Source organism: Psychrobacter sp. JCM 18903, assembly GCF_000586475.1.
In the GTDB taxonomy this organism is placed as follows: Bacteria; Pseudomonadota; Gammaproteobacteria; order Pseudomonadales; family Moraxellaceae; genus Psychrobacter.
Genome location: NZ_BAWJ01000027.1, coordinates 1 through 24,784, shown reverse-complemented (window position 1 = coordinate 24,784; position 24,784 = coordinate 1). Strand labels below are relative to the sequence as shown.

22 protein-coding genes and 4 pseudogenes are annotated in these 24,784 nt (G+C 40.6%); 19 read left to right on the top strand and 7 right to left on the bottom strand.

Going from position 1 to position 24,784, the window contains the following annotated elements:
* The 7 genes from TT12_RS13715 to TT12_RS15770 form a co-directional block, all read left to right on the top strand.
* Positions 1 to 454, top strand: a 454-nt coding sequence (locus TT12_RS13715; RefSeq protein WP_045455888.1) for an Ig-like domain-containing protein, incomplete at its 5' end; no start/stop codon positions are given.
* Positions 414 to 749, top strand: a complete 336-nt coding sequence (locus tag TT12_RS13710) for a VCBS domain-containing protein (RefSeq protein WP_207804092.1) — start codon at positions 414 to 416, stop codon at positions 747 to 749. The genes TT12_RS13715 and TT12_RS13710, both read left to right, overlap by 41 nt.
* Positions 746 to 1,972: an Ig-like domain-containing protein gene (locus TT12_RS13705; protein WP_045455882.1), complete on the top strand. Its 1,227-nt coding sequence runs from the start codon at positions 746 to 748 to the stop codon at positions 1,970 to 1,972. The genes TT12_RS13710 and TT12_RS13705 overlap by 4 nt, the downstream gene beginning before the upstream one ends.
* Positions 1,969 to 3,636, top strand: coding sequence for a hypothetical protein (locus TT12_RS13700; protein ID WP_045455877.1), 1,668 nt, complete (start codon positions 1,969 to 1,971; stop codon positions 3,634 to 3,636). Before TT12_RS13705 ends, TT12_RS13700 begins: the two co-directional genes overlap by 4 nt.
* On the top strand, positions 3,633 to 4,796 hold the full coding sequence (locus tag TT12_RS13695; RefSeq protein ID WP_045455873.1) for a hypothetical protein: 1,164 nt from the start codon (positions 3,633 to 3,635) through the stop codon (positions 4,794 to 4,796). The genes TT12_RS13700 and TT12_RS13695 overlap by 4 nt, the downstream gene beginning before the upstream one ends.
* A 25-nt stretch (positions 4,797 to 4,821) precedes the next feature.
* A complete protein-coding gene (locus TT12_RS13690; protein WP_045455870.1) occupies positions 4,822 to 7,257 on the top strand; it encodes a calcium-binding protein in 2,436 nt (811 codons plus the stop codon).
* Positions 7,254 to 7,427 (top strand): hypothetical protein, encoded by a 174-nt coding sequence (locus tag TT12_RS15770; protein WP_207804091.1) that lies wholly within the window; start codon positions 7,254 to 7,256, stop codon positions 7,425 to 7,427. The genes TT12_RS13690 and TT12_RS15770 overlap by 4 nt, the downstream gene beginning before the upstream one ends.
* Positions 7,428 to 7,526: 99 nt before the next feature.
* Here TT12_RS15770 and TT12_RS13685 read toward each other — a convergent pair whose 3' ends face one another.
* The gene (locus tag TT12_RS13685; protein WP_045455866.1) at positions 7,527 to 8,288 is read right to left on the bottom strand and encodes a hypothetical protein; all 762 of its coding nucleotides are present in this window, start codon (positions 8,286 to 8,288) and stop codon (positions 7,527 to 7,529) included.
* Between the two features lie 358 nt (positions 8,289 to 8,646).
* Here TT12_RS13685 and TT12_RS13680 point away from each other — a divergent pair, with 358 nt between their 5' ends.
* The 5 genes and pseudogenes from TT12_RS13680 to TT12_RS13665 form a co-directional block, all read left to right on the top strand.
* Complete coding sequence (locus TT12_RS13680) at positions 8,647 to 10,074, top strand: TolC family protein (protein ID WP_227676800.1); 1,428 nt, start codon at positions 8,647 to 8,649, stop codon at positions 10,072 to 10,074.
* A gap of 106 nt (positions 10,075 to 10,180) precedes the next feature.
* On the top strand, positions 10,181 to 12,004 hold the full coding sequence (locus tag TT12_RS13675) for a peptidase domain-containing ABC transporter (protein ID WP_306304355.1): 1,824 nt from the start codon (positions 10,181 to 10,183) through the stop codon (positions 12,002 to 12,004).
* A gap of 62 nt (positions 12,005 to 12,066) precedes the next feature.
* The gene (locus TT12_RS18930; protein WP_306304354.1) at positions 12,067 to 12,480 is read left to right on the top strand and encodes an ATP-binding cassette domain-containing protein; all 414 of its coding nucleotides are present in this window, start codon (positions 12,067 to 12,069) and stop codon (positions 12,478 to 12,480) included.
* Positions 12,473 to 13,543 carry a beta-barrel domain-containing protein gene (locus tag TT12_RS13670; RefSeq protein WP_243443729.1) on the top strand — a complete coding sequence of 357 codons (1,071 nt, stop codon included), beginning with the start codon at positions 12,473 to 12,475 and terminating at the stop codon, positions 13,541 to 13,543. The genes TT12_RS18930 and TT12_RS13670 overlap by 8 nt, the downstream gene beginning before the upstream one ends.
* A 287-nt stretch (positions 13,544 to 13,830) precedes the next feature.
* Positions 13,831 to 14,070 (top strand): annotated as a pseudogene (locus TT12_RS13665) (transposase); the annotation flags it as partial.
* Positions 14,071 to 14,156: 86 nt separating this feature from the next.
* On the opposite strand, the gene TT12_RS15765 reads toward TT12_RS13665, so the two are convergent.
* Positions 14,157 to 14,993 carry an IS630 family transposase gene (locus TT12_RS15765; protein ID WP_207804090.1) on the bottom strand — a complete coding sequence of 279 codons (837 nt, stop codon included), beginning with the start codon at positions 14,991 to 14,993 and terminating at the stop codon, positions 14,157 to 14,159.
* Positions 14,994 to 15,168: 175 nt separating this feature from the next.
* Here TT12_RS15765 and TT12_RS18725 point away from each other — a divergent pair, with 175 nt between their 5' ends.
* On the top strand, positions 15,169 to 15,522 hold the full coding sequence (locus tag TT12_RS18725; protein ID WP_279378923.1) for an aldo/keto reductase: 354 nt from the start codon (positions 15,169 to 15,171) through the stop codon (positions 15,520 to 15,522).
* Positions 15,453 to 16,028: an aldo/keto reductase gene (locus TT12_RS13650; RefSeq protein WP_279378922.1), complete on the top strand. Its 576-nt coding sequence runs from the start codon at positions 15,453 to 15,455 to the stop codon at positions 16,026 to 16,028. Before TT12_RS18725 ends, TT12_RS13650 begins: the two co-directional genes overlap by 70 nt.
* A 424-nt stretch (positions 16,029 to 16,452) precedes the next feature.
* Here TT12_RS13650 and TT12_RS13645 read toward each other — a convergent pair whose 3' ends face one another.
* The 3 genes from TT12_RS13645 to TT12_RS13635 form a co-directional block, all read right to left on the bottom strand.
* Positions 16,453 to 17,184, bottom strand: a complete 732-nt coding sequence (locus TT12_RS13645) for a hypothetical protein (RefSeq protein WP_045455863.1) — start codon at positions 17,182 to 17,184, stop codon at positions 16,453 to 16,455.
* 182 nt (positions 17,185 to 17,366) lie between these two features.
* Positions 17,367 to 17,915 carry a hypothetical protein gene (locus TT12_RS13640; RefSeq protein WP_045455860.1) on the bottom strand — a complete coding sequence of 183 codons (549 nt, stop codon included), beginning with the start codon at positions 17,913 to 17,915 and terminating at the stop codon, positions 17,367 to 17,369.
* On the bottom strand, positions 17,912 to 18,685 hold the full coding sequence (locus TT12_RS13635) for a tetratricopeptide repeat protein (protein ID WP_201606182.1): 774 nt from the start codon (positions 18,683 to 18,685) through the stop codon (positions 17,912 to 17,914). The genes TT12_RS13640 and TT12_RS13635 overlap by 4 nt, the downstream gene beginning before the upstream one ends.
* 668 nt (positions 18,686 to 19,353) lie before the next feature.
* Between TT12_RS13635 and TT12_RS13630 the strand changes: the two genes are divergently transcribed.
* The 5 genes and pseudogenes from TT12_RS13630 to TT12_RS13600 all read left to right on the top strand — a co-directional run bounded on the left by TT12_RS13630 (position 19,354) and on the right by TT12_RS13600 (position 23,873).
* Complete coding sequence (locus TT12_RS13630) at positions 19,354 to 19,728, top strand: hypothetical protein (protein ID WP_045455852.1); 375 nt, start codon at positions 19,354 to 19,356, stop codon at positions 19,726 to 19,728.
* A complete protein-coding gene (locus TT12_RS13625) occupies positions 19,721 to 20,284 on the top strand; it encodes a DDE-type integrase/transposase/recombinase (protein ID WP_207804089.1) in 564 nt (187 codons plus the stop codon). The genes TT12_RS13630 and TT12_RS13625 overlap by 8 nt, the downstream gene beginning before the upstream one ends.
* Positions 20,285 to 20,346: 62 nt before the next feature.
* Positions 20,347 to 21,499 (top strand): annotated as a pseudogene (locus TT12_RS13615) (IS3 family transposase).
* Between the two features lie 42 nt (positions 21,500 to 21,541).
* Positions 21,542 to 22,823, top strand: a pseudogene (locus TT12_RS15760) (IS256 family transposase).
* Positions 22,824 to 22,928: 105 nt separating this feature from the next.
* Entirely contained in the window at positions 22,929 to 23,873 is a 945-nt protein-coding gene (locus TT12_RS13600) for a UvrD-helicase domain-containing protein (protein ID WP_045455833.1), read from the top strand.
* Between the two features lie 121 nt (positions 23,874 to 23,994).
* On the opposite strand, the pseudogene TT12_RS19175 reads toward TT12_RS13600, so the two are convergent.
* Positions 23,995 to 24,270, bottom strand: a pseudogene (locus tag TT12_RS19175) (transposase family protein); the annotation flags it as partial.
* Between the two features lie 8 nt (positions 24,271 to 24,278).
* Entirely contained in the window at positions 24,279 to 24,623 is a 345-nt protein-coding gene (locus TT12_RS13590) for a helix-turn-helix domain-containing protein (protein WP_207804088.1), read from the bottom strand.
* Between the last annotated feature and the right edge of the window lie 161 nt (positions 24,624 to 24,784).

Sequence of the window (24,784 nt, the reverse complement as noted above, 5' to 3'; positions counted from 1 at the left end):
GGCGGTCAATGATGCACCGATTGCGGTGAATGACAATAGCAATGGTATAAGTGGACAGCCAACTACCATTAACGTTATTAGCAATGACGCGGATCTTGAAAGTAATATTGATCCAAAAACAGTTAAGCTTATTGATTCTTTAGGTAATGAGGTTACAAGTTTAGTAGTCAAAGGTGAGGGCACTTGGACGGTTAATGTTACGACAGGTGCTGTCACCTTTACTCCTGTTAGCAACTTTAATTCTGATCCAACACCTGTCAAATATGTGGTATCTGACACTGGTGGTCTAAAATCCAATCAAGCAACCATTACTTTGGATTATCCGAATCTAAATCCTAATGCCAATCCTGATTCCAAAACCCTTACAGAAGATCTAGGATCATATAACGTAACTGGTAACGTATTAACTAACGATAATCTACAATACGCCAACTCAAGACCTTACTTGGGGTAGTGAAACTGCCAATTATGGTAGCGTTACCAAAAATGCTGATGGCTCATATAGTTATACCTTGAACAATGCCAGTGCAAACGTACAAGCGCTTGCTAAAGATCAGGAAGTAACGGAAGTCTTTACCTATACTATTACCGATCAAGATGGTCAGACCTCAACTTCAAGTCTTACTATCACCATAACAGGTACTAACGATAGACCTGTTATTACTAATGGTGCTACCGCTGCTGGTGTTATCGATTCCAAACAGATTGTAGAGCAGACGGATAAGATATCTATTACTCAATCAGGATGATCAACTTCACTGATGTAGATACGACTGATATCTTAACCCTTAATTATGTAAAAGCTCAGAATCAGTTCAGTTATGGTAGTGGTAATACTTTGACTTCCTTGACTAATGCGCAAAAGACAGCATTAGAGAACATATTTTCTGTAACTAAAACTGATAATAGCTCAGGTAATTGGAATATTAATGCGTCCAGTACCGCACTTGATTTTATTCCTGTAGGACAAAGCGTTACTATTCGTTATGCCGTACAAGTCAATGATGGTAAGGGTATCACGACCGTTGCTAATGGTAATGAGCTTAGCAGCAGTAGCGTACGCTATGTTGAGGTCACTATTACTGGTACTAATGACAATCCGATTTTGGTCAATGATACAGCCCGTATTCAAGAAGATAATTTACTTGCCGCTAATCTGTTTAGCAATGATACAAACGATATTGATTTTGGCGAAAAATTAACGGTAGAGTCTTATTCTATCAATGGTACGTCCTATCTAGTAACCGTGGCCACAGGCAGTAACACAGCCAAAGATGTCACTATAGATACGGTTAAGATAGGTAGCATCGTTATTAATAGTGATGGCAGCTATACTTTCACCCCAGTGGCTAACTTCAGTGGCAAAGTTCCTGAGATCACAGTACAAGTATCAAACGGCTTAGCTAGCACCAATCCTAATCGATTCAATGGTGAGGAGAAGCTCAATATTACCGTCGATCCAGTATCGGATGGACCTGGTCTCACGGCAGTTAGCGTCTCAACGCCTGAGGATACAAAAGTCGCGCTAGGACTAAAAGCACCTACGATCACGGACAAGACTGACCTCGATGGGACTAGCAACTTTACTGATAATCCAGAACGTATTGGCTTAATTACCTTAAGTGGCGTTCCTAATGGCGCAGTATTGAGTTATGGTAGTACCAGCTTTACCTCAACAGGTAACAATATCACCGTACTAATAAGTGACTTTGTGACCGAAGGTAAAATCATTAGTAACCCTGGTACACCAACTATTACGATGACTAAGGCTGAGTTTGAGGGACTAGAATTAACTCCGCCTAGAGACAATGCTACGAACATCTCTATCAATATGTCCGCCACAGAATTTGAGGTGGATAATAGTGGTAGTGTGATTAAGGTAGATAGTAATGGAACTATAGTGACTACAGGAGCAACGCCATTGCAGGGGCTACTACTACGGTCAAAGTTAATGTCGATGTTCAAGCGGTGACAGATAGCGCTACTAACAACGCAAGCGGCGACGATGCTAGCAGTTTTAGCTACCAGTCAGGTGCAGGGGTCGTTGATAGGACTTTGACCGTTACTCGTACAGAAAATGAATTTGTTGCACTGCCGATAAAAACTACCTTTGGTGACTTAGTAGGCGGTACTGGTAATAAAGAGACTTATGGCTTTGTACTAAAAGGCTTAAACCCTGGCGCAATCGTTGAGTTTACGCCTGCGGGCAGCAGTACAGCAACGCTCTATACGGTTGATGCTACTGGTCAATTATTAATCGGCGCTACCCAAAACGGTAGTGGTGCTATTACTGGGACTAGTCTAGTTGCCGCAGGCGGTACTATGCCAAAAATCAGTATTAAGTCAGCAGAGTATGATTCAAAAGATATGAGCGGTATTACCGTATCGCTATACACTCAAGATCATGATGCTGACTCTGATCTTAACTCAACTCTTACTGGTATTCAGAAAGATGCCTCTATAGAGCTGATTGGTACAGTGAATGTCAACCTAACGGTTACGCCAGTAGCGGGTCAAGTCGCGATAACCTCTAACGCGATTAGTACAACAGAAGATACAGCGGTTACCCTTGATACCTTTGGCTTCAGAGTGCTTGATGATAAATCAGGTACTAACAGCACTAACCCTGAGACTATCACAAAGATTGAGTTTACATTGTTAGAAGGGTGGACCTATACCAATACTAGCGGCAGCACAGTAGGGGCAGCAGGCGGTACCACGATTAGTATAGATACTTCTAGTGTGACTAACCTCAATACCTTCTTAGGGGGATTATCTATTAAGCCGCCAGCGCAGTCCTCAAAAGATGCGAGTTTTGTGTTCAAAGTAACCAGCAAAGACATCGATGATGATGGCGGTGTTAACGTAGAAACTACAACGACGCTACCCGCTAAAAAAGTAACCGTCACTCCCGTTGCCGAAGTGGTTGGTGGACGTACTGATAGTGATGCGATAGATGATTTGACTATTAATCCAAATCATACCTATACAGCTAAGGCTAATGAGGACGCATCATTTAATCTTGGTACCAACGGTAGCTTTAGATTACAAACGGGTTGGTCAAATCAAGATGATACCGTCAACTTTGGTCAAGAGTCTCATACCGCTAACCCTAAAGATTCAGAAGAGACTTATGCTCACTTAAGCTTTGGCAATAAGGTAGATGGCGTAGGTGGTGTGTTTACGTCAGTAGTGGGTGCTGTCTTTAGTTATACCAAAAATAGCGTAGTCATAAACCTGACCGATAATGGTTCAGGGGTGGATATTCCAGCGGCTTATCTAAACAGCGTCACTGTCAAGCCACCATTGAACTATAGTGATTACAACTTAGCGAGTGGCGCTAGTACAGTCGTAAAAGTCCAAGCAAAAACTATCGACTATGATGAAGATACAGGAGCCAGTACTACGCCAGTAGTTAGTGGTGAGAGCTATCTAACCTTTGTAGTCAAAGGAGTAGCTGATCCAACGACATTAGCGGTTTCTCCTGCTATTGGTAATGAGGATCAAGCAATAGTCGGCGGTAATAAGCGTGATACTGCTGCCAATATGAGTACTGATATCAATCCTGCTGCGGGTATTCCATTAAAGATTACCCCAAGCTCACGGATAATGATGGTTCTGAGACTTATAATGTGACTATCAGTGATATCCCAGTAGGAGCGAAGCTATATATTGATAATGGCACGACGATAACCGAAGTCTCTATCACAAGTGGTTCTGTAACCATCAATGACTATACGAATGCTGTAAAGAATCTATATCTCGTCCCAGCTGAGAATTATAGTGGTACTGTAGCACTAAAAGTATCCTCAACTAGTACAGAAATCGATGGTGACATTAGTGCGCCAAGTCCGCAGCTGACCCTATCTGTAAAAGTTAATGGTAAGGCTGATACTATCTCCAATGATAGCCTAAAAGTGATGACTGATAATGGCAAAAATTATAATTATGTCACTGATGAGGTGACGGTAGATGGTACCAGCACTATCGCAATGTCGAGTCTATTCGCTAATGTTAGTAATATAAATCCTTATGATAATGGCTCGCCAACAGCGGAACAGGTTGTTTATAGCGTTAAAGGATTGCCTGCAGGTTTTGACTTGTCAGGTGCAGGCGTTACCTTCTTGGGAGGTAGTGGTACAGGACGAGTATGGTCAGTCACTCTAGAAGCCCTAAAAGATAACACGGCTCAATTAAAAGTACCTAATAACTTTGCTGGTGACGTTAATTTTACTATTACGGGTACAACTACAGAGACAGGATCAGGAAACAGTGCTAGTCATGGTACCAAACCAGTCTCTATCTTAATAAAACCAGATGCCGCCGATAGTAAAATGAATAATCCGCAAATCATTGCCACTGAAGATTTGTGGACTACCATAAATTTCAAAACTGCTTTTGAGAGCAATGATACGGTGAATGTCGCTAACAAAGCGTCAGGTTATGAGGCGTTAGAGACGATCATCATCTCTGCTGATTTCTTATTAGCGAATGATTTGCTGTTACAGCTAGATGGTACTGGTGTGACACTTACTGCTGGTCAAAATATTACTATTAATGCCAGCCAAAAAGTGGAGTTTAAATATGATAATGATAAGTTGCATAGTGATAATTCTATCGATATTCCGTTTAGCTATACGTATACCGATAGTACAACACTAGTTGATGGATCAGTTATTAATACTACTTCACCAGTTATTAACGGCCAACTAGTCAATATAACTTTCCAAGCAGTCACTGACCAGCCATTCATCACCCTGAGCTCAACAGACAATACCATTAATAACAGCGGATGATGATACTTTATCGGTAACCGTCGCTATGAATTCACCAGATAAAGATGGTTCAGAGAGCTTTACCCGTTTAGAGGTCACAGATGTCCCTGAAGGACTGATTGTAGTAGGGGGTATACTGTCAGATAGTATATGGTATGTTGATATACCAAATACAGCTATTGCTACCAGTTCAGCGACCTACCAGCTGGTATTGGAGCTTAATAAAACCAGCCCTAACATTCCTGAAGGTACGTTCGCGATTAAGGTAACTGGCGTCACCCAAGATATCAATGGAGACGGTCGTGATGGTGGGGAAGCGCGTGCTACTCAAACTATTAATATCGTTCTGACTAGACCTACTGATGAAAGTAATGACCCTACTAATACGGCTACGTTGATTAATAATTTTGGCAAAGAGCCAACCGCACCATCACAGTCAAACGAGGATGCCAGTATATTATTGGGCAATATATTAAACGCCACCTTGGTCTCTGGTCTCTCAAAACCCGTAATCGCTTATACTTTCTTTATCAGTGATCTACCAGCAGGTACTGCGGTACAGAGCAGTAGTGGTGATGTTAGCATACAACAAGTCAATGGAATATATCTTATTGAAGTTAAAGAAGCCAGTAACCTCACTCCAGAACAGGCGCTTGACACCATTACAGTGACACCACCGCTCAACTTTAGTACCAACGTATCTGGAGCCAATCAGGATATTACTTTTGATGTGATATTTACCGCTTTGGATAGTGATGGTCGTGAGGATGTAACTACAATAAATGATGTTAAGGTCACAATAAAGCCACTAACTGATCCAATGGATGCCGCTGGTAAAAACACGGTCATACAGACCGCTGAAGATACTACTGTTAATATTAATATTAACTTAAAGAATAAAGCAGATGGCGATTATGTACAGCTTATCGATGGCAAGTTGTATATCCAACTTAATGAGACCCAGCTAGTCACAGGTACTGGGCCTGCTGGAGTATTGACTGACGCTAGTGGTAATGTGTTACTACCAGTTACATTATTAGCTAATGCTGTTGGTAATATCCCTGCTGGCACTTATTATGTTTTAAATATGGCAGATACTGATAGTTCTGTGAATGGTATAAATCCACCAGATAATGTCACGATTAAATATACTCCTGCTGAAAACGCAGATGGTACCGCCAATATTAAGGTATATACCGCGCACAAAGAAGTCAGTGATATCGCAGGACATGATAGCGGTACGCTAACCTATGAGCATACTTATAATGTCAGTGTATCAAAGCAGCCTGATAATCTTAAAATAACCAGTAGTACCGATGGCTCTAGCGCGGTAGCTATTGGTAATGAGGATAGCTTCATTGCTATCAATTATAAAATCACTAATATCGATGAAGGCGATACGGCAGCTGCTATTAGTCTGGATAATATTCCAGATGGCTATGTGGTGTACTACACCAATAACAGCGGAGTGAAAGTAATTGCCAATAATAACGGTGACATAGATAGTGATGGCAATAACTTATGGTCAATAAACACTTCTAATTTAGGAGCAGCTGTTAATGGCGAGACTAGCAATATATTCATCAAGCCTCCTGAAAATATTAGTGGTACTGCTATAACAGGTATCGAGATAAAAGTTATTAATAATAGTGGTAGCATCAGCGATCCACTGATTATCGATCTTGATATCATACCTATCGCTGATGGCGTGACTTTTGACCCTACAACCATATTAGGCTCTCAAGGTAAGTGGGCACTACTGAATCTAAATGCTAGTATGATAGACGTAGATGGTAGTGAAACCGTGACCATGGTTATCACAGACAATGGCACAGCATTAACCGATGATGTGCTACGCTTTAGAGTCAAGAGTGATCCTAACGCTGTTCTTGATATCACTTGGAATGGTAATAGCTATACCATAACGGGAATCAAGCCTGAGCAAATCAATGATCTGCAGATTCAATCTTCAGTACCACTTGATGGTGATCTCAAATTTACGCTCAGTACAGTTGACTCTGCTGGCAGTATGAGTAACGTATCTACTCCTGTGACCAAACCAGTATTAGTTGATATTGAATTTACCTCTGTATTTGAGGGTGGGACAGAAGATGATATTCTCGATGCTTCTGGTCAAAATACAGCCGTGAGTTATAAAGGCGGTGCTGGCAACGATACGCTAATCGGTGGTAGCGGTAAAGATATCCTAGAAGGTGGTGCTGGTGATGACTTCCTAAGCGGCAATGCAGGCGCAGATACGCTACGTGGCGGTGCTGGTAACGATACGCTAGTATTCGCAGCTGACAACCTATTGATAGATGGTGGTATTGGTAATGATACTCTATTAATCAACATTGCTGATACTAGCATTAACTTTAGCAATTTTAATGCAGGGGTATTTGATAATATCGAGACCATTGATATGACGGGTAATGGTAAGCAGTCGTTATTCAATATCAAACTAGCGACGTTATTGACATGACCGATAGCAATAATAAGTTATTTATTGATGGTGATAGCGCTGATCTGGTCTCTTTAGTAGGATTTACCAAACAAACTTCTACTGAAGCTGGATATAATCAGTATCAAAGCGCTACTGATGCAACTGTGAAGTTATATATTGATACGGACATTACCCCTACGATAATATAATTGGGACAAGTGAACTGACCCCCATAAGTTGTGTCCAACTTATGGGGGTCGGTTCATAAGTTGAGGTTTTTTAATTATCCTGCATATCGAAAGCCATAATTAATTATGGCTTTTGGTATTAAAATTAAAGCTATTGATCTGCCTGCACGTTATCTTTGCTATCTGTGACTGCTGGTAGTGAAGTAATAGGGGTGATACGGTAGTCGTATTGTACTGAAGCGCTGCCGTTACAATCTTATTAGAGGGTTTGTCTGATTGATACTGTTGTATCTGGCTTTGATTGTAGCTTTTAACTTCGCCAATAAGTTTAGAAAGTTGCTCAGTATCCTTATCGATGTCAGCATCTAATTGTTGATATTCTTTAGTTTGTTTAAGCGTATATTCAGGCTGCTCTCGTTGAGTGTCGAGGACTGAATTAGTATTGGGTTTTAAATTGTTGTTAGCATTAAGCCTTGATGCTTGCTCTACTGAGGAGTTACTATTTTGTTGTGCCGCGTTTTGAACAGTAGACGTTGGCTGTTGAGCGATGAGCGTATTTTTATCAGCTAAATTATTTTCGGTATTTGCTACCATATTAATATTAGTAGTACTTGTCTTATTAGTTTGCAGGTCATTCGATTGGATAGCCATGGTTTTTTTATCATCGAATGGTGTTAACCCGTCATCTTCTATAACAGAAGTGGATACTAAGCCATTGTCATTAAGCGATGAAACTTCTGTTGATGATTCCTTATCATTAAAGACCGTAAAATAGATGACCACTGTAACCAACACATGGATTAATATTGCTAGCGTAATAGCTACGGGCGATCGGTCTTTTGGTCTTTTTAGCTGATTAGATGGTGGTAATAATTGAGTCATAAGGTTGTGATCCATACGGCAAAAATAGGGATTTAATAGATAGTTTATATTAAATAATTGTTATAATTTCTTGCTGTACTGTATATTATTGTTCTACCATTATGCCTCTTAGAGTATTTGTTTAGGCGGTAAATAAAGTTTTAAACTTAAGTGTCGTCCTATATAACAAGTAACAGACTCGCATTTTTATTAAAAATTTCCAATGAGTCAATCATATGTATCTCATTTGCTAGTATTTGCATCTTCCATTTGTCTAAAGCAGAACTGAATGAATGTTTATCAGTACAATTTACCCATGAAAACATCAATTAATAAAGTGTTCGCTATGAAGCGAGTATGGCATAGCATAGCTTTTAGTATGCTATCTATATCATTATCAGGTACAGCATTTGCCAATGCTGACACTTACATGAATACGCTTATTAATCAAGCGATTCAAAGCCATCCCTTAATAGGTTCAGCGCGAGCAGAACAACAGGCGACTACCGAAAGCATTCGTGCGGCAAAGCTGAATATGTTACCAGCTCCAACGCTATCTACGGGTTATGACCGAGAGGACGGAATGATATCACAGCTACAGATTAGACAATCGCTGTGGACGGGTGGAAAGTTGACTGCCAATGTGAATCAAGCCATATTTGATGATAAAGCAGCGACAGAATATGTTTATGAGCAACAAAATCAAGTTGCTAAAACTACTATTGAAGCGTGGCAGAGCTATATTACCGCCGTATCTAAACAGAGTGTTTATTATGACAACTTACAGCTGCTAGCAGAATTTGAGTCAATGATGCAGCGCCGTGTGAGTCAAGGTGTATCCGCTCGTATTGAATTAGACCTAGTCACTAATCGCATTTTACAGGAGCAAAATGCTTATCAAGGAGCTGTTGAACAACAGCGTATTGCTATTGCTCGACTAGAACAAATTGCGGGACGTCGGATAGCAGTGGCTGGTTTACCAACACCGAACTTGAGCGAAATTGTTAGCCGTGCTAAAAGCTCCTCACAAGCTTTTGAGAAAATGGCATTTGACCAAGCCAGTTTTTATAGTCCCACAGTGATAAAAGAGCATTATCGTGTTGAAGCCGCCAAGCAAGGGGTGAAATCGATACAGTCATCGCGTTATCCAACTTTGTATGCGCAATATGAATATGACTACTATCATGATAACAATAATGACAATGATAATAATAACGGATTCTCAGTAGGGCTTAGCTATGACCCAGGTGCAGGACTTTCTAATTTAGCGTTAGCGAAAGCGTCAGAGTCACGCGTTAACAGCTTAGTACAGTCAAAAGAAGCATCAAGACGTCTGGTACTTGAAACCATACAAACGCAGTATCAGCAATTTGCTAGCGCTCAAGATCAAGAGCGCTCATTAATTGCAGCAGTTGCAGGGGCTCAGATTGTCGTCAGCTCCTATCGCCGTCAGTTCATCGCTGGGCGCAAATCTTGGCTTGAAGTACTCAATGCAGTACGTGAGCATTCACAATATCAGATACAGCTGGTAGAAAGTCGAACTGCTATTATTGCAGCCTACTATAAACTACAGGTTGATTTTGGCATGATGTCGTGGCAACAGTTCGATAAAAGTCGTCAGCCAACTGAATTATTTCATCCTCTAGACCCCGTCAAAAACTGGTTTATGAATCAAAGTGATACTAGACCGAAAACTGTAGTGAGACAAGATAACGATATCAAGACCTATCCTATTAATCAGGATGTTAGCTATGACGTTACTGATACTAGCTATAATAATAACTTGTTATTATCAGACGAACCTTAAATATATAGCCAACTAAATATAAATACGTCATTTTAAATATAAAGCTCTCTTCTTATTCACGCTGAGTGATTATTACAATATGGCTAATCAGTAGGATATGTTCATCATGAGTACATCTGTTCCAGATTCAAATAGCCAGACATCTGACGGTAAGCTGGTAGTGACACCCGATTTGCAACCGTTGATAACGTTAGCATCAGATGAGCTACACAACGCGCAAGCAGTACAGCTGTCAGCGGCGTTACATACCTTACTAACGGAGCAAGGGTATCCTGTTGATAATGTCAGGCTAAATGGCGTGATTTATCAACAGCAGGATTTACTAGCACTTTCTAGTATCATTAGTGTGCTTAATCAACTAGGAATTGAGCAATTACCAGAAGTTTTTCCAGTACCAGATGCTGCATTTTTACCATTACTGGCTTTGCATCCTACGCAGGGTTGGGGCGTCATTAATCAAAAAAATCCGCAAGGACTATGGCAGTTCAGTCAACTGGGACAGACAAGCGCTTATCGTGGTGACGCGTTTTCACACCTGTTGCGTGTTCGTTTAGGGGACGAGCCTAGCAAGCGTAGGCAGTTCTCGTTTGATCAATTGCTCAAAAAAGACTTGAGGAACTATCGTGGTATCGTCGTTGAAGCGGTAGTCGCCTCATTCTTAATTAATATGTTAGCACTAGCTATATCCCTATTCTCAATGCAAGTTTATGACCGTGTCATCCCAACGCGTAGCGAGTACACGCTGATTATTTTGGCAAGTGGCGTAGGCTTGGTTATTTTATTCGAAACTTTTATGAAGTTCGCCCGCTCAAAGATTATGGATAAAGTAGTGGTCAATCTTGATCAATATTTATCCCGTGAAGTGTTCCAACGTCTGTTAAATGTGCGAATTGATCAAATGCCAGGATCGGTGGGTTCGATGGCAGCGCAGCTACGCGGTTATGAGCAAGTCAGAGGGTTTTATACTGCCAGCACCTTATTCGGTCTTGTTGATATTCCAATGGCTATTATATTTGTGACGCTAATCGTCATCATTGGTAATCCTTTAGTGGCTTTGGTTCCTATTGTTGCCGCTGTTCTCGCTATAATACTAGGATTCGGTGCACGTAGAAAAATCGACAGTATTGCGGCAATTGGCGCAGCAGCATCTTATCGTAAAACAGGCATCCTTGTTGAGACAGTAGAAGGTGTCGAGACTATCAAGGCCGGATCAGGGAATTGGAAGTTTTTATCACGTTGGCTTGATGTGATGAGCATTACGACTAAGAATGATCTGGATATGAAGCATGCCAATGACAATCTGAGCTATCTGTCGCAGATGATTCAACAGACCAGCTATGTTGGTATCGTGATTGTCGGCTCGTTTGTAGTAATGTCAGGCGATATGACAATGGGTGGACTCATTGCATGCTCGATCCTAGGTGGCCGTATCTTGGCTCCGATAATGGCTATTCCTAACTTGCTAGTACAACATTCGCATGCCAAAGCTGCCAAGCTTAATATTGAACAACTATTCTCACTAGAGCAAGACAATCACGGTGTCAGTCATCCATTATCGCCTAGCAAAATCGCTGGTAATTTTAATTTAAATAAAGTTATTTTTAATTATCAAAATAATGACCAGCCTGCACTAGCAATTAGTAGCCTGAATATAACAGCGGGTGAGCGTGTTGCAGTATTGGGTCCTATCGGTTCAGGTAAATCGACTTTACTAAAAGTACTATCAGGGCTGTATGCTCCTACCCAAGGCAGGATATTACTAGACGGATTAGATATTCAGCAGATTAGTCGTCAGTCTGTGAGTGAACAAGTCGGTTATCTGCAACAAGATCATCGTTTGTTCGAAGGCACACTGCGAGAGAACCTATTGATTGGCCTACCAGCGCCCAGTGATGATATGATGCGCGACGCCTCGTCAAGACTGGACTGATCAAGCTGGTAGCCAGCCACTCTAGTGGTTTAGATTTACCGATTAGTGAAGGCGGCAAAGGGTTGTCAGGGGGTCAAAAACAATTGGTAGCATTTACCCGTTTGCTACTGACGAAACCTTCCATATTGTTGATGGACGAACCGACTGCTTCTATGGATAATCGGCAAGAACTACAATGTATTGAGGTACTCAAAAAAGAATTTGGACAAGGACAAACTCTCATTGTTTCCACGCATAAAATGCCACTCCTCCAATTGGTCGATCGCATTATTATTATGGACAATCAAAAAATCGTAATGGATGGTCCTAAAGCACAAGTTCTTGAGCAATTAAAAGGCAATGATGAGCAGAAAACTGCTAATAAACCGTCAATCAAAGTCAGTACACCTAGAGTGAAAGTGATCAGTAATAAGACTGCAAGTATCTCATCAAAAAATAAAGATGAACGTGATAACTTAGGGCAGGATAATGGATAACTATAAATATAAACCTCATGACCCTAAAGTTGGACGTACGCGCATCATTATTTGGGGCTCGCTGATCGGGATAATCATATTAGTTGTTTGGGCCTATTTTGCCCAAATTGATCAAGTCACAAGGGCGACAGGGACTATCATTGCTAGTGCCCGCACACAAGATATCCAAGCCGTAGAAGGTGGTGTATTGACTGAGATATTAGTCAAAGAAGGCAAGGATGTCACTAAAGGACAGCTGATAGTTACTTTAGAAGAAGAGCGTGCGCAAGCAGCCGTTGCTAATTCAGGCTCTAAAATAGCAGCACTTAAAGCCAAGCTTGCGCGTCTTGAGGCTGAGATATTTGAGCGACCATTAGTATTTCCGGAAGGCATCAAGAACTATAGTGAATATATAAAAAACCAAACTCAACTTTATAACCGTCGCAAGCAAGCGATTGACCAAGATGTCAGCTCACTACAAAAGATGATGGTCTTGGCACAGCAAGAGCTGAGTATGAATGAGCCATTATTATCGTATGGTGATGTGAGTCAGGCTGATGTCATAAAGTTGCGTCGGCAAGTAGCTGAAATTCAAGCTCAAATTACTAATAAGCGTAATAAATATTTTGAAGAAGCCCAATTAGAGATGACCAAAGCGCAAGAGGAATTAAATACTGAACTTGAGCAATTGCGTGATCATTCGCAAGTATTAGAAGAAAAGAAATTATTTGCACCGACAGATGGTACGGTGAAAAATATTTTGGTGACGACCATTGGAGGGGTAGTTAAACCAGGAGAAATCATTATGGAGATATTGCCGACCAGTAGTGATTTGATTGTTGAGGCTAAGGTAAGCCCTGTAGATATTGCCTATGTAAAGGAGCAACAAGTTGCTAGCGTCAAGCTGGACGCCTACGATTATTCTATCTTTGGTGCGATGACTGGTAACGTTGTGTATATAAGCCCTGATACCTTAATGGAGCAAACGCCAAAAGGCGAAGAACCGTATTACCGTATACAGATCAAAATTACGGGAGCTGAATTCTCTGGCGCCGTGATGAAATTGTTATTAAGCCCGGTATGACGGCATCTGTCGATATCAAATCACGACAGCGTTCGGTATTATCATATCTAACTAAACCACTTACCAAAACATTTTCTGAAGGCTTGGGAGAGCGTTAGAGGTTAGCTCTGCTGAATAAACTCAATCGCTCCGACTATATCGAATGTTAATCTTCTTGAGTGATGCAGTAATGCCTGACAGGGTTAAATTATCATAATACCGTTTTTCAAACTCAAAAGCTGAGGAGCTATGCTGAAAAAACTGTAGAACCAAACTTGGTAAACTAACGACTCAATGAGGAGTTTAACATGATTAAGAAAATCAGAACCTATAGTGCAACATTCAAAGCTGAAGCCGTCAAGAAGATAGCTGAAAATAATGGCAATGTCTCAGCGACCGCAAAGCAGCTCAGTATCGCTATGCAGGCTTTATCTAATTGGTAAAACAAAGCTGATGAAGGCAAACTTATCGGCACTAAGCAGTATGACCCTGAACTCATTGCTATACTAGAAGAAAATAAACGCCGTAAACGTGATTTCAAAGTTGCCTAGGAAGAGCGAGACATTCTAAATGAGGAACGACTAGCAAAGCACTGCTTTGCAGCGACATAAGGCAACAGCTATAGTTAAAGAGCTTATAAATTGCCACACAGCCATAAGAAATAAAAGAACAAGGTATCAACACAATCTAGCCGCCACTCTTTACGTTTTTGTTTGACCCAAGCCCACATCTGCTCGATAGGATTCAAATCAGGACTGTAAGGCGGCAACCATAAAATAGTGTGATTTGCACTTTCTATAAGTTCAGTCGTGTCTTTCCGCTTATGAAAGGTTGCATTATCCATAATGATTACGCTGTCTTTCGGTAGGCTTGGTAGCAGCAGTTGTTCAACCCAACTATGGAATACATCACTATTGACACTGCGCTCATAGAGTCCAACAGCGAACAGCTGGTTATTGTAAATAGCGCCTATAGCATTGGTTTGGTTTTTAAGCTGCCAGTTGTACTGTCCAAAGCATTTTTCACCTCTATCAGAGTAACCGTAGGGTCTGTTCTCATGAGATTTAAAACCACTTTCATCAAGATAGATAATAGGCTTATCATCAAGTTTAAATTGCGCTAACTTTTCAAAAAATATAAAACGTTTTTCATCATCCACTTTTGGATGAGTTAAGCTCTTTTTTTGGGTGATGCCGATTCGTTTTAAAGCGATACCTATCGCTCTTTGAGTGCAGTTAAAGCACCGAGCTCGCTCGTGCTGATAGTCATCAGGATAAGCGTCTACATAAGCTCTCAGTAAATCATCGTCTATCTTTGTCGGGGTAAATTGACGTCTTTTACGCTCAGGAAATGTTTTCCAACGCTGAATAGTGTTGGTGCTAATTTGATACTCCTCTGCAAGTTGTCGAATGCTATAGCCTTCTTCAAGCTTGCTCAGGATCAGTTGTCGGTAGTCTTTTGAGTATGCCATATTATATACTGTAGCGGATTTATGTTTCTTTTACTATAGGCTCACAGTGGGGCTAGAATCCAAAAAGGGTTTTGGCTATAAAACGCCAAGACAGGTGTGGTTTGACTTTTATCGTCAGGCTGCGTAACTAAAACCTCTCAGGTTTAACTGTACGGATTTGAAGGCAGGGGTCAGTATGGGCATGAGTGAGTTCTATGGAGACAGTGACGATAGTCAATCGTTAGCGTTACTTGATAAAGCATTGAATCTTGGCATTAATTTCTTTGATAGTGCTGATACTTATGGTTTTGGTCACAATGAAACGTTACTAGGACAATTTATAGCCGCACATAAAGCGCAGCGAGAGCAAATAGTGATTGCCACTAAGTTCGGTATTGTCCGCGCCAAGGATCAATATGAGCGTCGTTTAGATAACAGCCTGATTATATTAAGCAGACTTGCCATAACTCTTTACAGCGGTTGGGCACAGATTATATTGACTTATATTATTGCCATCGCCGTGACCACAACACGCCGATTGAAGACATGATGCAGACGTTAAGCGCTTTAGTAAAGCAAGGAGATATACGCGGTATCGGTCTATCTATCGGTCTATCTGAGGTTTCAAGCGAGACTTTGCGTCAAGCGCATGCCATTCATCCTATCACAGCGGTACAAAGCGAGTATTCGCTTTGGTCGCGGCAACCAGAAGAGGAGCTATTAGAGACGTGTCGTGAGTTGGGTGTCAGTTTTGTCGCTTATAGTCCATTGGGACGGGCTTTTTTAACCGGTAAGCTTGATACTGAGAGTTTGGAAGCAGGCGATTTTCGTCATGCTGTACCGCGCTTAAACGGAGAAGCGCTCACTAATAATCAGCAGATAGTAAAGCAGTTCAGTAAGCTAGCTACCGAATGGCAATACAGTAATGCCCAGCTTTGTCTGGCATGGCTACTAAATAAACATCCGCATGTCATTCCTATCGCGGGTACACGTCACGAAAAATATCTCATAGAAAATGCCCAAGCAACCAAGATTACGCTTAAGCCGAGCAAATAGATAAGCTGGATGAATTATTTAATACCTGTAATATTGCTGGCGAGCGTTATCCAGAAGCAGGGTGGGGTGGTATTGAGAAGTAGTTGAGAAAGATTGATGATATAGACCTTATCAGGTGGTGAGAAACAGCGCTAGGCTATCGTAGGGGTGCTAATGCAAAACCCCAATATTTACAACCTTACAAGCCATTCAACTCATGCAGGAACGCCGCACCGCTTTAATATCGGCTGTTGTTACTGGTAAGATTGATGTTCGCGGCTGGCGAGCACCTGCTAATGGGAGTTAGAATATATATGGTGCGATTCGTGCATCATTTAAATCGAAAATGCAATTGTTCCGTAAAACGCACCATTGCAAGATTAGCATCTTAACCAAAAACCATCTTCACTAAGACTCTTTACGACGGTGTGATGTATATTATCTCTTACTGTTCAAAATCGATTTCGTCTGGTGATTTAAACTCAAGCCCTAACTTTTTAAGAAAATTCTTACCTTTCCAGTTATTATTTATGCTAATCAGATTGGGTAGCTTCTCAGATTGAACTATTATTTTAATTACAGCTTTTAAAGCTTCTCTTTGTCTAAGTTGATCGTAGGCGATGCCTAAATATAAGCATCCCATAAAAATCCAAAAAATCAGATCTGATACTTCTACTTTTTTACTTAAAGGTAGACCGAAATAGTTGATTAAGACTACCGTAATTGGAACAAGTATCATTAATATACCGAGCAAAAAATATAAGAACCCTGAAACATTCACTACCTTTCGATTGAAAATTAACCAAGGTTTGTAATTTACGACTATATTGCTGTCTTTGAATTCTAGATGATGTGCAGCTCGCTTTAAATCTTCGCAATCAATATTAGTATCAGGTTGACACTCTATTTTTAATGCAATGTCTCTATATTTTTTGCTAAGATTTAAACCATATATTTTTTTGAAAACGGCTCTATCTCTTGTGTCCATAAGACTTGCTTTCATCTGATCGCTTAGTCCATCTTCGTAGCCTTTGGTATTGATTATTTGTTTGAACTTGGACATCTCAAAATCAATATAGCTATCTTTAAAAAACTTGAGTAAAGGTAAAAATGAAATAATAATAAGGATTACTACAGCTATAGGCTTTATTTCATCAGGTATATTCGTTATGTCCATAAAACAGTCTCATCAAATTAATTTTGAATAGTCATACAAACTATCTAACTCATACATGAAGGTTGCATCGCTTTAATATTTATAGCGGTCACAGGTAAGATTGAATTAAGGGGTTGTAATGAGACTGATTAAGGACTGCTAATTTAAATTAAACTCATATACTTTAAACGTTTTTGTTCTAACTAATAAAAAAACAGACAATAAAAAGCCCCTAGTCTTGAGCTCCAACCACATAGATTGGCAAAACCAGGGGAGTTGTTACTTTTAATTATAGCAGTTAGCGAAAAGATAAAACAATGAGTACTATTAATTTGAAGCTGCTCATCGACAAGTGCTTGTGCCAGCTCTGGTATTCTTTCTGCATACTTTAGACATTGTGAGTATTCACCACTGCTAAAGTTTTCATCAAGCTTATAATCTGCTTTGTGACGCTTAGTCAAAAAATTAGTAAATTGAAGAGATAACATTTCAGCTTTTTTACTACCTGTCAGCTCAGCTATCTCTTCAAATACACAAAAAACTCGATTATGAGAGCCTGTATTACTAAAAGAGCCGTCTCTACTCATATCGTACTGAGGAAAGTTATCTTTAATAAATATTAGCATTGCATAATAGATTAGGTAGTAATGACGATTAATACATGCTCTTTGAATAGCTTCTTCAGTAATACCTTTGGGATTGGGGAATAAGTGATCTACTGCTTGCTTCAAATCCTCTATAGTAACGCTCAAACTAAAATCCCTTGCTGCCTACGAACATCGTCAGTTGGTAAATCGTCATCTTCTAGCGGTAGAAAGTTATAAACTATACGTTTGTAATCCTTAAAGGATAATTCACTATCGATTAAATCATCAGTATATTTATCATGAATCGTAAAGCAGTCATCAATATCAATGTTTGATAGTTTTTCATCAACTATCAAGAATGTACCTACTTCGTTATGCTGTAAGGTAATACTAATCTGACTACCACCTAAGCAATATGTATTTGAAGCCCTAGCTGCTAAAGATGAAATTGCTGTAAAAGTAGCAAGGTTAACTTTTATTTGTTCTAGGATAGATAACTCTTCATCAATTCTGTCTAACCTATCATTAACTAAAGGCAATAAGTCTTTAGACTTATTATTAGGGGCTTTAAATAAAGACAAACCTTGCGATAACGCTTCTTTATCTAATGCTATTGACGAATCTATAATTAGTCTATTTAACGCATTCCTATTAAAATTATCTTCTTGTAAGTTTAGCAAAGATAAATCTATAGCTTCTTTAAACTGTCCCGCTTCTGCTAAAAGGTTTGCGTAGTCGTTGCGAGCAATTGCTTTATCCCATCGATAAGACTTTCTAGCACAGTCAACAGCCTGATCAAGCTTACCTTGCGCACGATATACCAAAGCTTCCATAAGAAAACCCTCAGCAGGATTACTTTGACGTAAAGCTTGAGCGTCTTTTATCCAACGACTAAACCTAATATTATCAGGATTAATCATCCCTTCAAAAGACATAATGAAGTCATAGACCTCATTTAGTTTAGACTGTGCTTGATATACGGCCATATGTTTAGTGTTTACCTATATTAGTATAGCTATACTAGCATCGGTAGTAATCTTAGTAAATGCAAATGATGTGAGCGTTGAGCGTATTAATATTTATTTGTCTTTAGTATATAGAGTGCAGTTCATGTACTTTTGAGAAATCGATGTTCAATAGGTACATATAAACATCTTATGCTTAATTAACAAATATATTTAATAATAAGAATCACACCATAATCCACATCAGCACTGCTATTAACGCGCACAACGTAACCTACGAATCTGTCTTTCAAACCGATATCATTAGTCAAATGCAAGCACAGGGTTAGAAGCTTGGTCGCTCAGCTTATTATCAACGTGAGACCGCGCTGTATGAGCAAGATGCACTAGATTTTGTCCGTGATACCCAGCCACAGGAGTGTGTAGTGGCATAATAAATTAAGACAGCGCATAGGATGTTTATACTAACCCAAAGAGGAAAACAGTATGACCACCAAACGCAACTAATACACCTGAGAATTCAAACTTGAAGCCATTGGCTTAGTTACTGATCACAACCGCACCATACCTGATGTAGCAAGCTCACTGGTATTGGCAAATCCACCTTACAAAAATGGCTAAGTCAATACCATCAGGAAATGAATGGCAAAGCGCCTATTATTGGTAATACCTTGACTGATAAGCAGCGAGAACTTCAAGAACTGCGTAAAGAGAAAGAGAATAAGCGTTTGAGGATGGAGCGCGACATACTAAAAAAAGGTTTCCGCTCTGCTAGTCTTGGACAGCCTGAACGGCTATCGCTAATCAGTCAGCTTGCAGAACAAGATAAACAGGTCAATAAAAGCCTTCTGTGCAAGCTGTTTGGCGTGATGAAGAGCAGTTACTACTATGGACTAAATCCCAAGCCAATTAGCCTTAAAGCCGTCAAGACTAAAGCCTTAATACGCCAAATATTTAACGACTCAAATCGCTCAGCAGGGGGCTCGCAGCATCGTTGCCATACTTATGAATGAACACGGCATCAAGCTGTCACTTTATATGGTAGGTAAAATTATGGCGCAGATGGGGCCTAAAAGCTGTTATTTAAAGATGCATAAATACAAGCACGCTGACGAGGCGCATAAAACGCATAACAATATCTTAAATAAAAACTTTAGCCCATCAGCACCCAATCAAGTCTGGACGAGCGATGTCACTTACATTCATATCAAAGGGGGCTGGTGTTATCTAGCGGTGGTGTTAGATTTGTATGCTCGGAGTGTGGTGGCTTTGCCGTATCAGACTCGCTTAAAGCCAAGTGGGGTATTGTTTTATTCCGATCAGGGAGTCCATTACACCAGCCAGAAGCTTACTGAGTCAGTTGCAGAATGTGAGAATATAGCGCAGAGCATGAGCTGCCGTGGAAATTATTGGAATAATGCACCAACTGAGCGCTTCCCGAGAAGTTTAAAAACTGAGTGGATATCAAAGGGCGGTTATGAGAATATTTGGGGCTATTATCAAACCGTGAGACTTCACAATTTTAATGATTATTTTCCACCAGCAGAGAAAGAAAAACGTCACTTTTGAGCTATGCTGAAGAAACCGTACACCTAAACTTGGTAAACTAAGCGTATTAATCGGAGTTTATCATGACCAAGAAAATAAGAAGCTATAGTGACGAATTTAAAGCCGAGGCCGTCAAGAAGATAGCAGACAATAATGGCAATATCTCAGCGACCGCAAAGCAGCTTGGCATCGCCATGCAGACCTTATCTAATTGGCATAATAAAGCCAATCAAGGCAAGCTTATCGGCACAGAACAATATGATCCTGATCTTATGACGGCTCTTCAGGAAATAAAGCAGCTCAAACGACAGCTTAAAGTAGCTGAAGAGGAACGAGAGATATTAAAAAAGGCGACGGCGTACTTTGCCAAGCACAGTTAGTGAAGTATGCCCTTATCAAAAACAACGATCTCTTCTTTAGCATCACCACTATGTGCGCGTGCTAAAGGTTAAGCCATCAAGCTATTACGACTGGATAAATCGCGATATTAGCGACCAACAAATACATCGTAACCACTGCGAGCTATTGGTTAGAGCTGCTCACAGTGAAACTCGTGAGCGCTATGGTACTGATCGACTGCACGCAAAGCTGATAGAGCAAGGGCACGATATTAGCTTGTATATGGTCAGAAGCATTAAAGAAGAACATAGCATCAAATGCCGTCGTCACAAACGTTTTAAAGTCACCACGAACTCCGATCACAATAAGCTTGTCTATCCAAACATATTAAATCAGCAATTTGATGCTAAGCGTCCTAATGAATCGTGGGTCAGTGATATTACTTATATCTGGACCAATGAGGGCTGGTTGTATTTAGCTGGAGTCAAAGATTTATACACCAAAGAGCTGGTCGGGTATGCTATCAATAAGCGAATGACCGCAGATTTAGTATGCCGTGCACTCAATATGGCAATCAAAAATAAAAGTCCAAGCCAAGGATTGATTGTGCACTCTGACAGAGGCAGCCAGTATTACAGTCATACCTACCACAAAATCATCAAGCAGCATCATTTCAAAGGCTCAATGAGTGGTAAAGGCAATTGTTTCGACAACGCACCCATAGAAAGCTTCTGGGGCACATTAAAGAATGAGCTAGTGTATCACCAAAACTATAAAACAAGATTTACAGCTATCAGCGATATCATTAGCTATATCGAGCTGTACTACAACCAAACGAGGATTCAAAAGGGCTTGGGCTATAAGTCGCCAAGACAGGTGTGGTTGAGAGTTTCCTAAAAACTGTGTAACTGCTTATAATCCCTAACCGGAGAATAAGCAATGACTAACCAATCTGACATCAAGAAACTGGCTGAGCAAATGGCCAGCAGCATGAAAAGCTTCGATGACATCAAAGACTTTCAAAAGCAGCTCATGCAGTCCTTCATCGACACTGCCCTAGAAGCAGAAATGGAAGAGCATCTCGGTTACCCCAAGCATGAAAAGGCAGACAGGCCTAATAAGCGCAATGGGCACACTAAAAAGAGAGTCCGTAGCGACACAGGCGAGCTTGAGATCTCCACCCCCAGAGACCGCGACAGTAGCTTTGAGCCTGTACTTGTCAGTAAGCATCAAACCCGTATTTCAGGTCTTGATGACAAAATCATATTTCACTACAGGCATAGCCTTCCGTCTTGCGCTTCGGGCAAGTGTCTCCCAGACACTTGCTGATCCTCGCTCATACGCCAAAGGTCAAACCACTACTGAGATCGTAGAGAGCATTAAAGAGCTCTACGATGTCGACATCTCAAGCAGCTTGGTTTCCAGAGTCACTGACAACATCTTGGATGACATCACCGCTTGGCAGAACCGGCCACTGAGCAGCGTCTATCCTATCGTCTACTTAGACTGCATTGTCGTCAAAGTTCGTCAGGACAAGCAGATCATCAACAAAGCTATCTATCTGGCCTTAGGCGTTGCTCTTGATGGTAAAAAAGAGCTGCTTGGCATGTGGCTATCAGAGAATGAGGGCGCTAAATTCTGGCTTGGTGTTCTCACTGAGCTACAAAACCGCGGGGTTCAAGATATTCTTATTGCCTGTGTAGACGGCCTAAAAGGCTTCCCTGATGCCATCAATACCGTTTACCCCAACGCTCAGCTTCAGCTGTGTATCGTGCATATGGTGCGCTATTCGATGAAGTTCGTACCTTGGACGGACAAGAAGGCAGTAGCAGCTGATTTAAAGGCCATCTACGGTGCTGATACGCTTGAGATGGCAGAGGCCAACCTTGAGCACTTTGATGAAGTATGGGGCAAAGAGTATCCGCATGTCATCAAGTCTTGGCGTAATAACTGGGAGGGCTTAACGGTGTTCTTTGGCTACCCTAAAGACATCAGAAGAGTGATCTATACCACCAATGCGATAGAGTCGCTAAACAGTGTGATTCGAACGGCGGTGAATAAGCGTAAGGTGTTTCCCTCTGATCAGGCAGCGTTTAAAGTGGTATATCTAGCAACACAGCAGGCATCCAAGAAGTGGTCGATGCCGATTCGTAACTGGACGTCTGCTTTAAATCGCTTTATGATTATGTTTGATGATCGTATCAGCAAGCATTTAATCTAAACGGCAGTTACACAGAATTCGGGATGGTCTCCTTATCATTTTTCACTAATTGACAGTGGAAAGATCCATCAAGATATTTAATAATAGCCATATAAGAGAGAAAAGGTGAAGGATATTACTACAGTTGAACAATTAAATTTTAATTTCATTGGTAAGGTTTTTGGCAAAAAAGCAATACTTCTAACAGAGCTGGGCTTGTCTTTAGATACCAAGAAAGGAGCAAAAGAACTTGCCTCATTCTCCCAAATTAAAAGATTTCCTTACATTGAAGAGGGTTTTTTCGGGGCAACCCTATTTATTCATAACAGCCAATCGTTTGAAGAGTATAAGTTTTTATCAAAAACAAACTTTATAGCATTTTTAGAGTCTATCAACAGGAAAATCGCTCACTCCCTACAGCCCTATCTGATTAGCTTAATTGAAGAGTTTAATATTCAGGTTTTGAGTAACTACCCTAGAGACTCAAAATTAGATCAAATTAAATTAGTCGCAAATGAGCTGGCTACATATTATGAAGATGATAACGTGCCATGGGATTACTTCAGCGATTCCAAACTATATAAAGAAATTGGAAAAATATACAGTCTTTATCCTATCAAACAAGAAGCCTTAGGCGCATATCATGAAAGAATCAACTTAGAACTAAGAAAGTCTTTTTTTGATAGCGTAGAGTCAAACCCGTTGACTGATGAGCAAAGACTGGGCGTACTGCGCTCTAATGATAAGAATATGGTACTGGCTGCTGCTGGTACGGGTAAAACCTCTGTAATGGTCGCAAAGGCTCTTGACCTTATTGATAGAGGGTTAGCAACACCTCAAGAGATTCTAGTTCTGGCTTACAATAAGTCGGCAGCTGCAGAGTTAAAAAAACGGCTTGCTGATAAAGCACAAAACTCAGGCATCGTATTAACTGAGCCACCTCAGATTTCAACATTTCACGCTCTAGGTAGAAAAATCCTAGGGGATTCTGGTATCTCAACCTATATGAGTGTTTTTACTGAAGACAGTTTAAAGCTAGGTGTATGGGTAACAGAGTGGCTAATAGAGTAGACCTCTTGCAAAAGTCATAGTTTAAGCTCGGAATTAATGATACCAGCAAACAGCTTCATTCTAAGATCATAGCGCTGACGACGGTTGCGATATTTATGAGCCACGATTTTAAATAACTTGATTAAGCTATTTTGTGCTCAACCACAATACGGAACTTTGCCAGATAGTGATTGGCCTGTTTGCATATCTCCAATAACTGACCACCACGAGGTTTTTTAAAGGGAGTGAAGCTTTGCTCATGTAACTTTGCTATACCCTGATACCCACTATCGGCTAATAGCTTGGCGTCACAAGGTAACCAGTCAGGACAAGTATCTTTATACAGCTTAAAATCGTGGATTGACCCTTTACAGGTTTGCACATCAAGTATTAAGCCGGTTTGCCAATGGACGATAACCTGCGCTTTTAAGGTGTGTTGTTTTTTCTTGCCGCTGTAGTAGTCTCTTTGGTTTTTTTTGGACGCTCAATTGGGGTTTCGGTGGCATCGACAATGACGACTGACCAATTTATGTCCTCATCGACACGACTAGGCAGCTTTTTAGGCAATTTAAACTTGCCAGAGTCAATCAGTGTGTCTTCTACTTTACGAATGATACGGCTAGCAGAAGACTCATGAATACCAAAGTCCATACTGATATGATAAAGCGTGCGGTATTCACGCCAATAAGTCAGGGCGAGTAGTATCTGCTCCTTAAGACTGAGCACACTTGGTCTGCCTGATTTGGTCTTAGATGCTTCATGCTCTTGCATGGCATCAAGCATGTCATAAAAGGTGGCTTTATGAATGCCTGTGTAGCGTTTAAAACCAGCGTCACTTTGTTTGAGTAGCTATCTATGTTTGGCATATCTATTATGTAAGTAGAGTTCAATAATATACGTTGTGTCTTATAACTACTTTTGCAAGAGGTCTA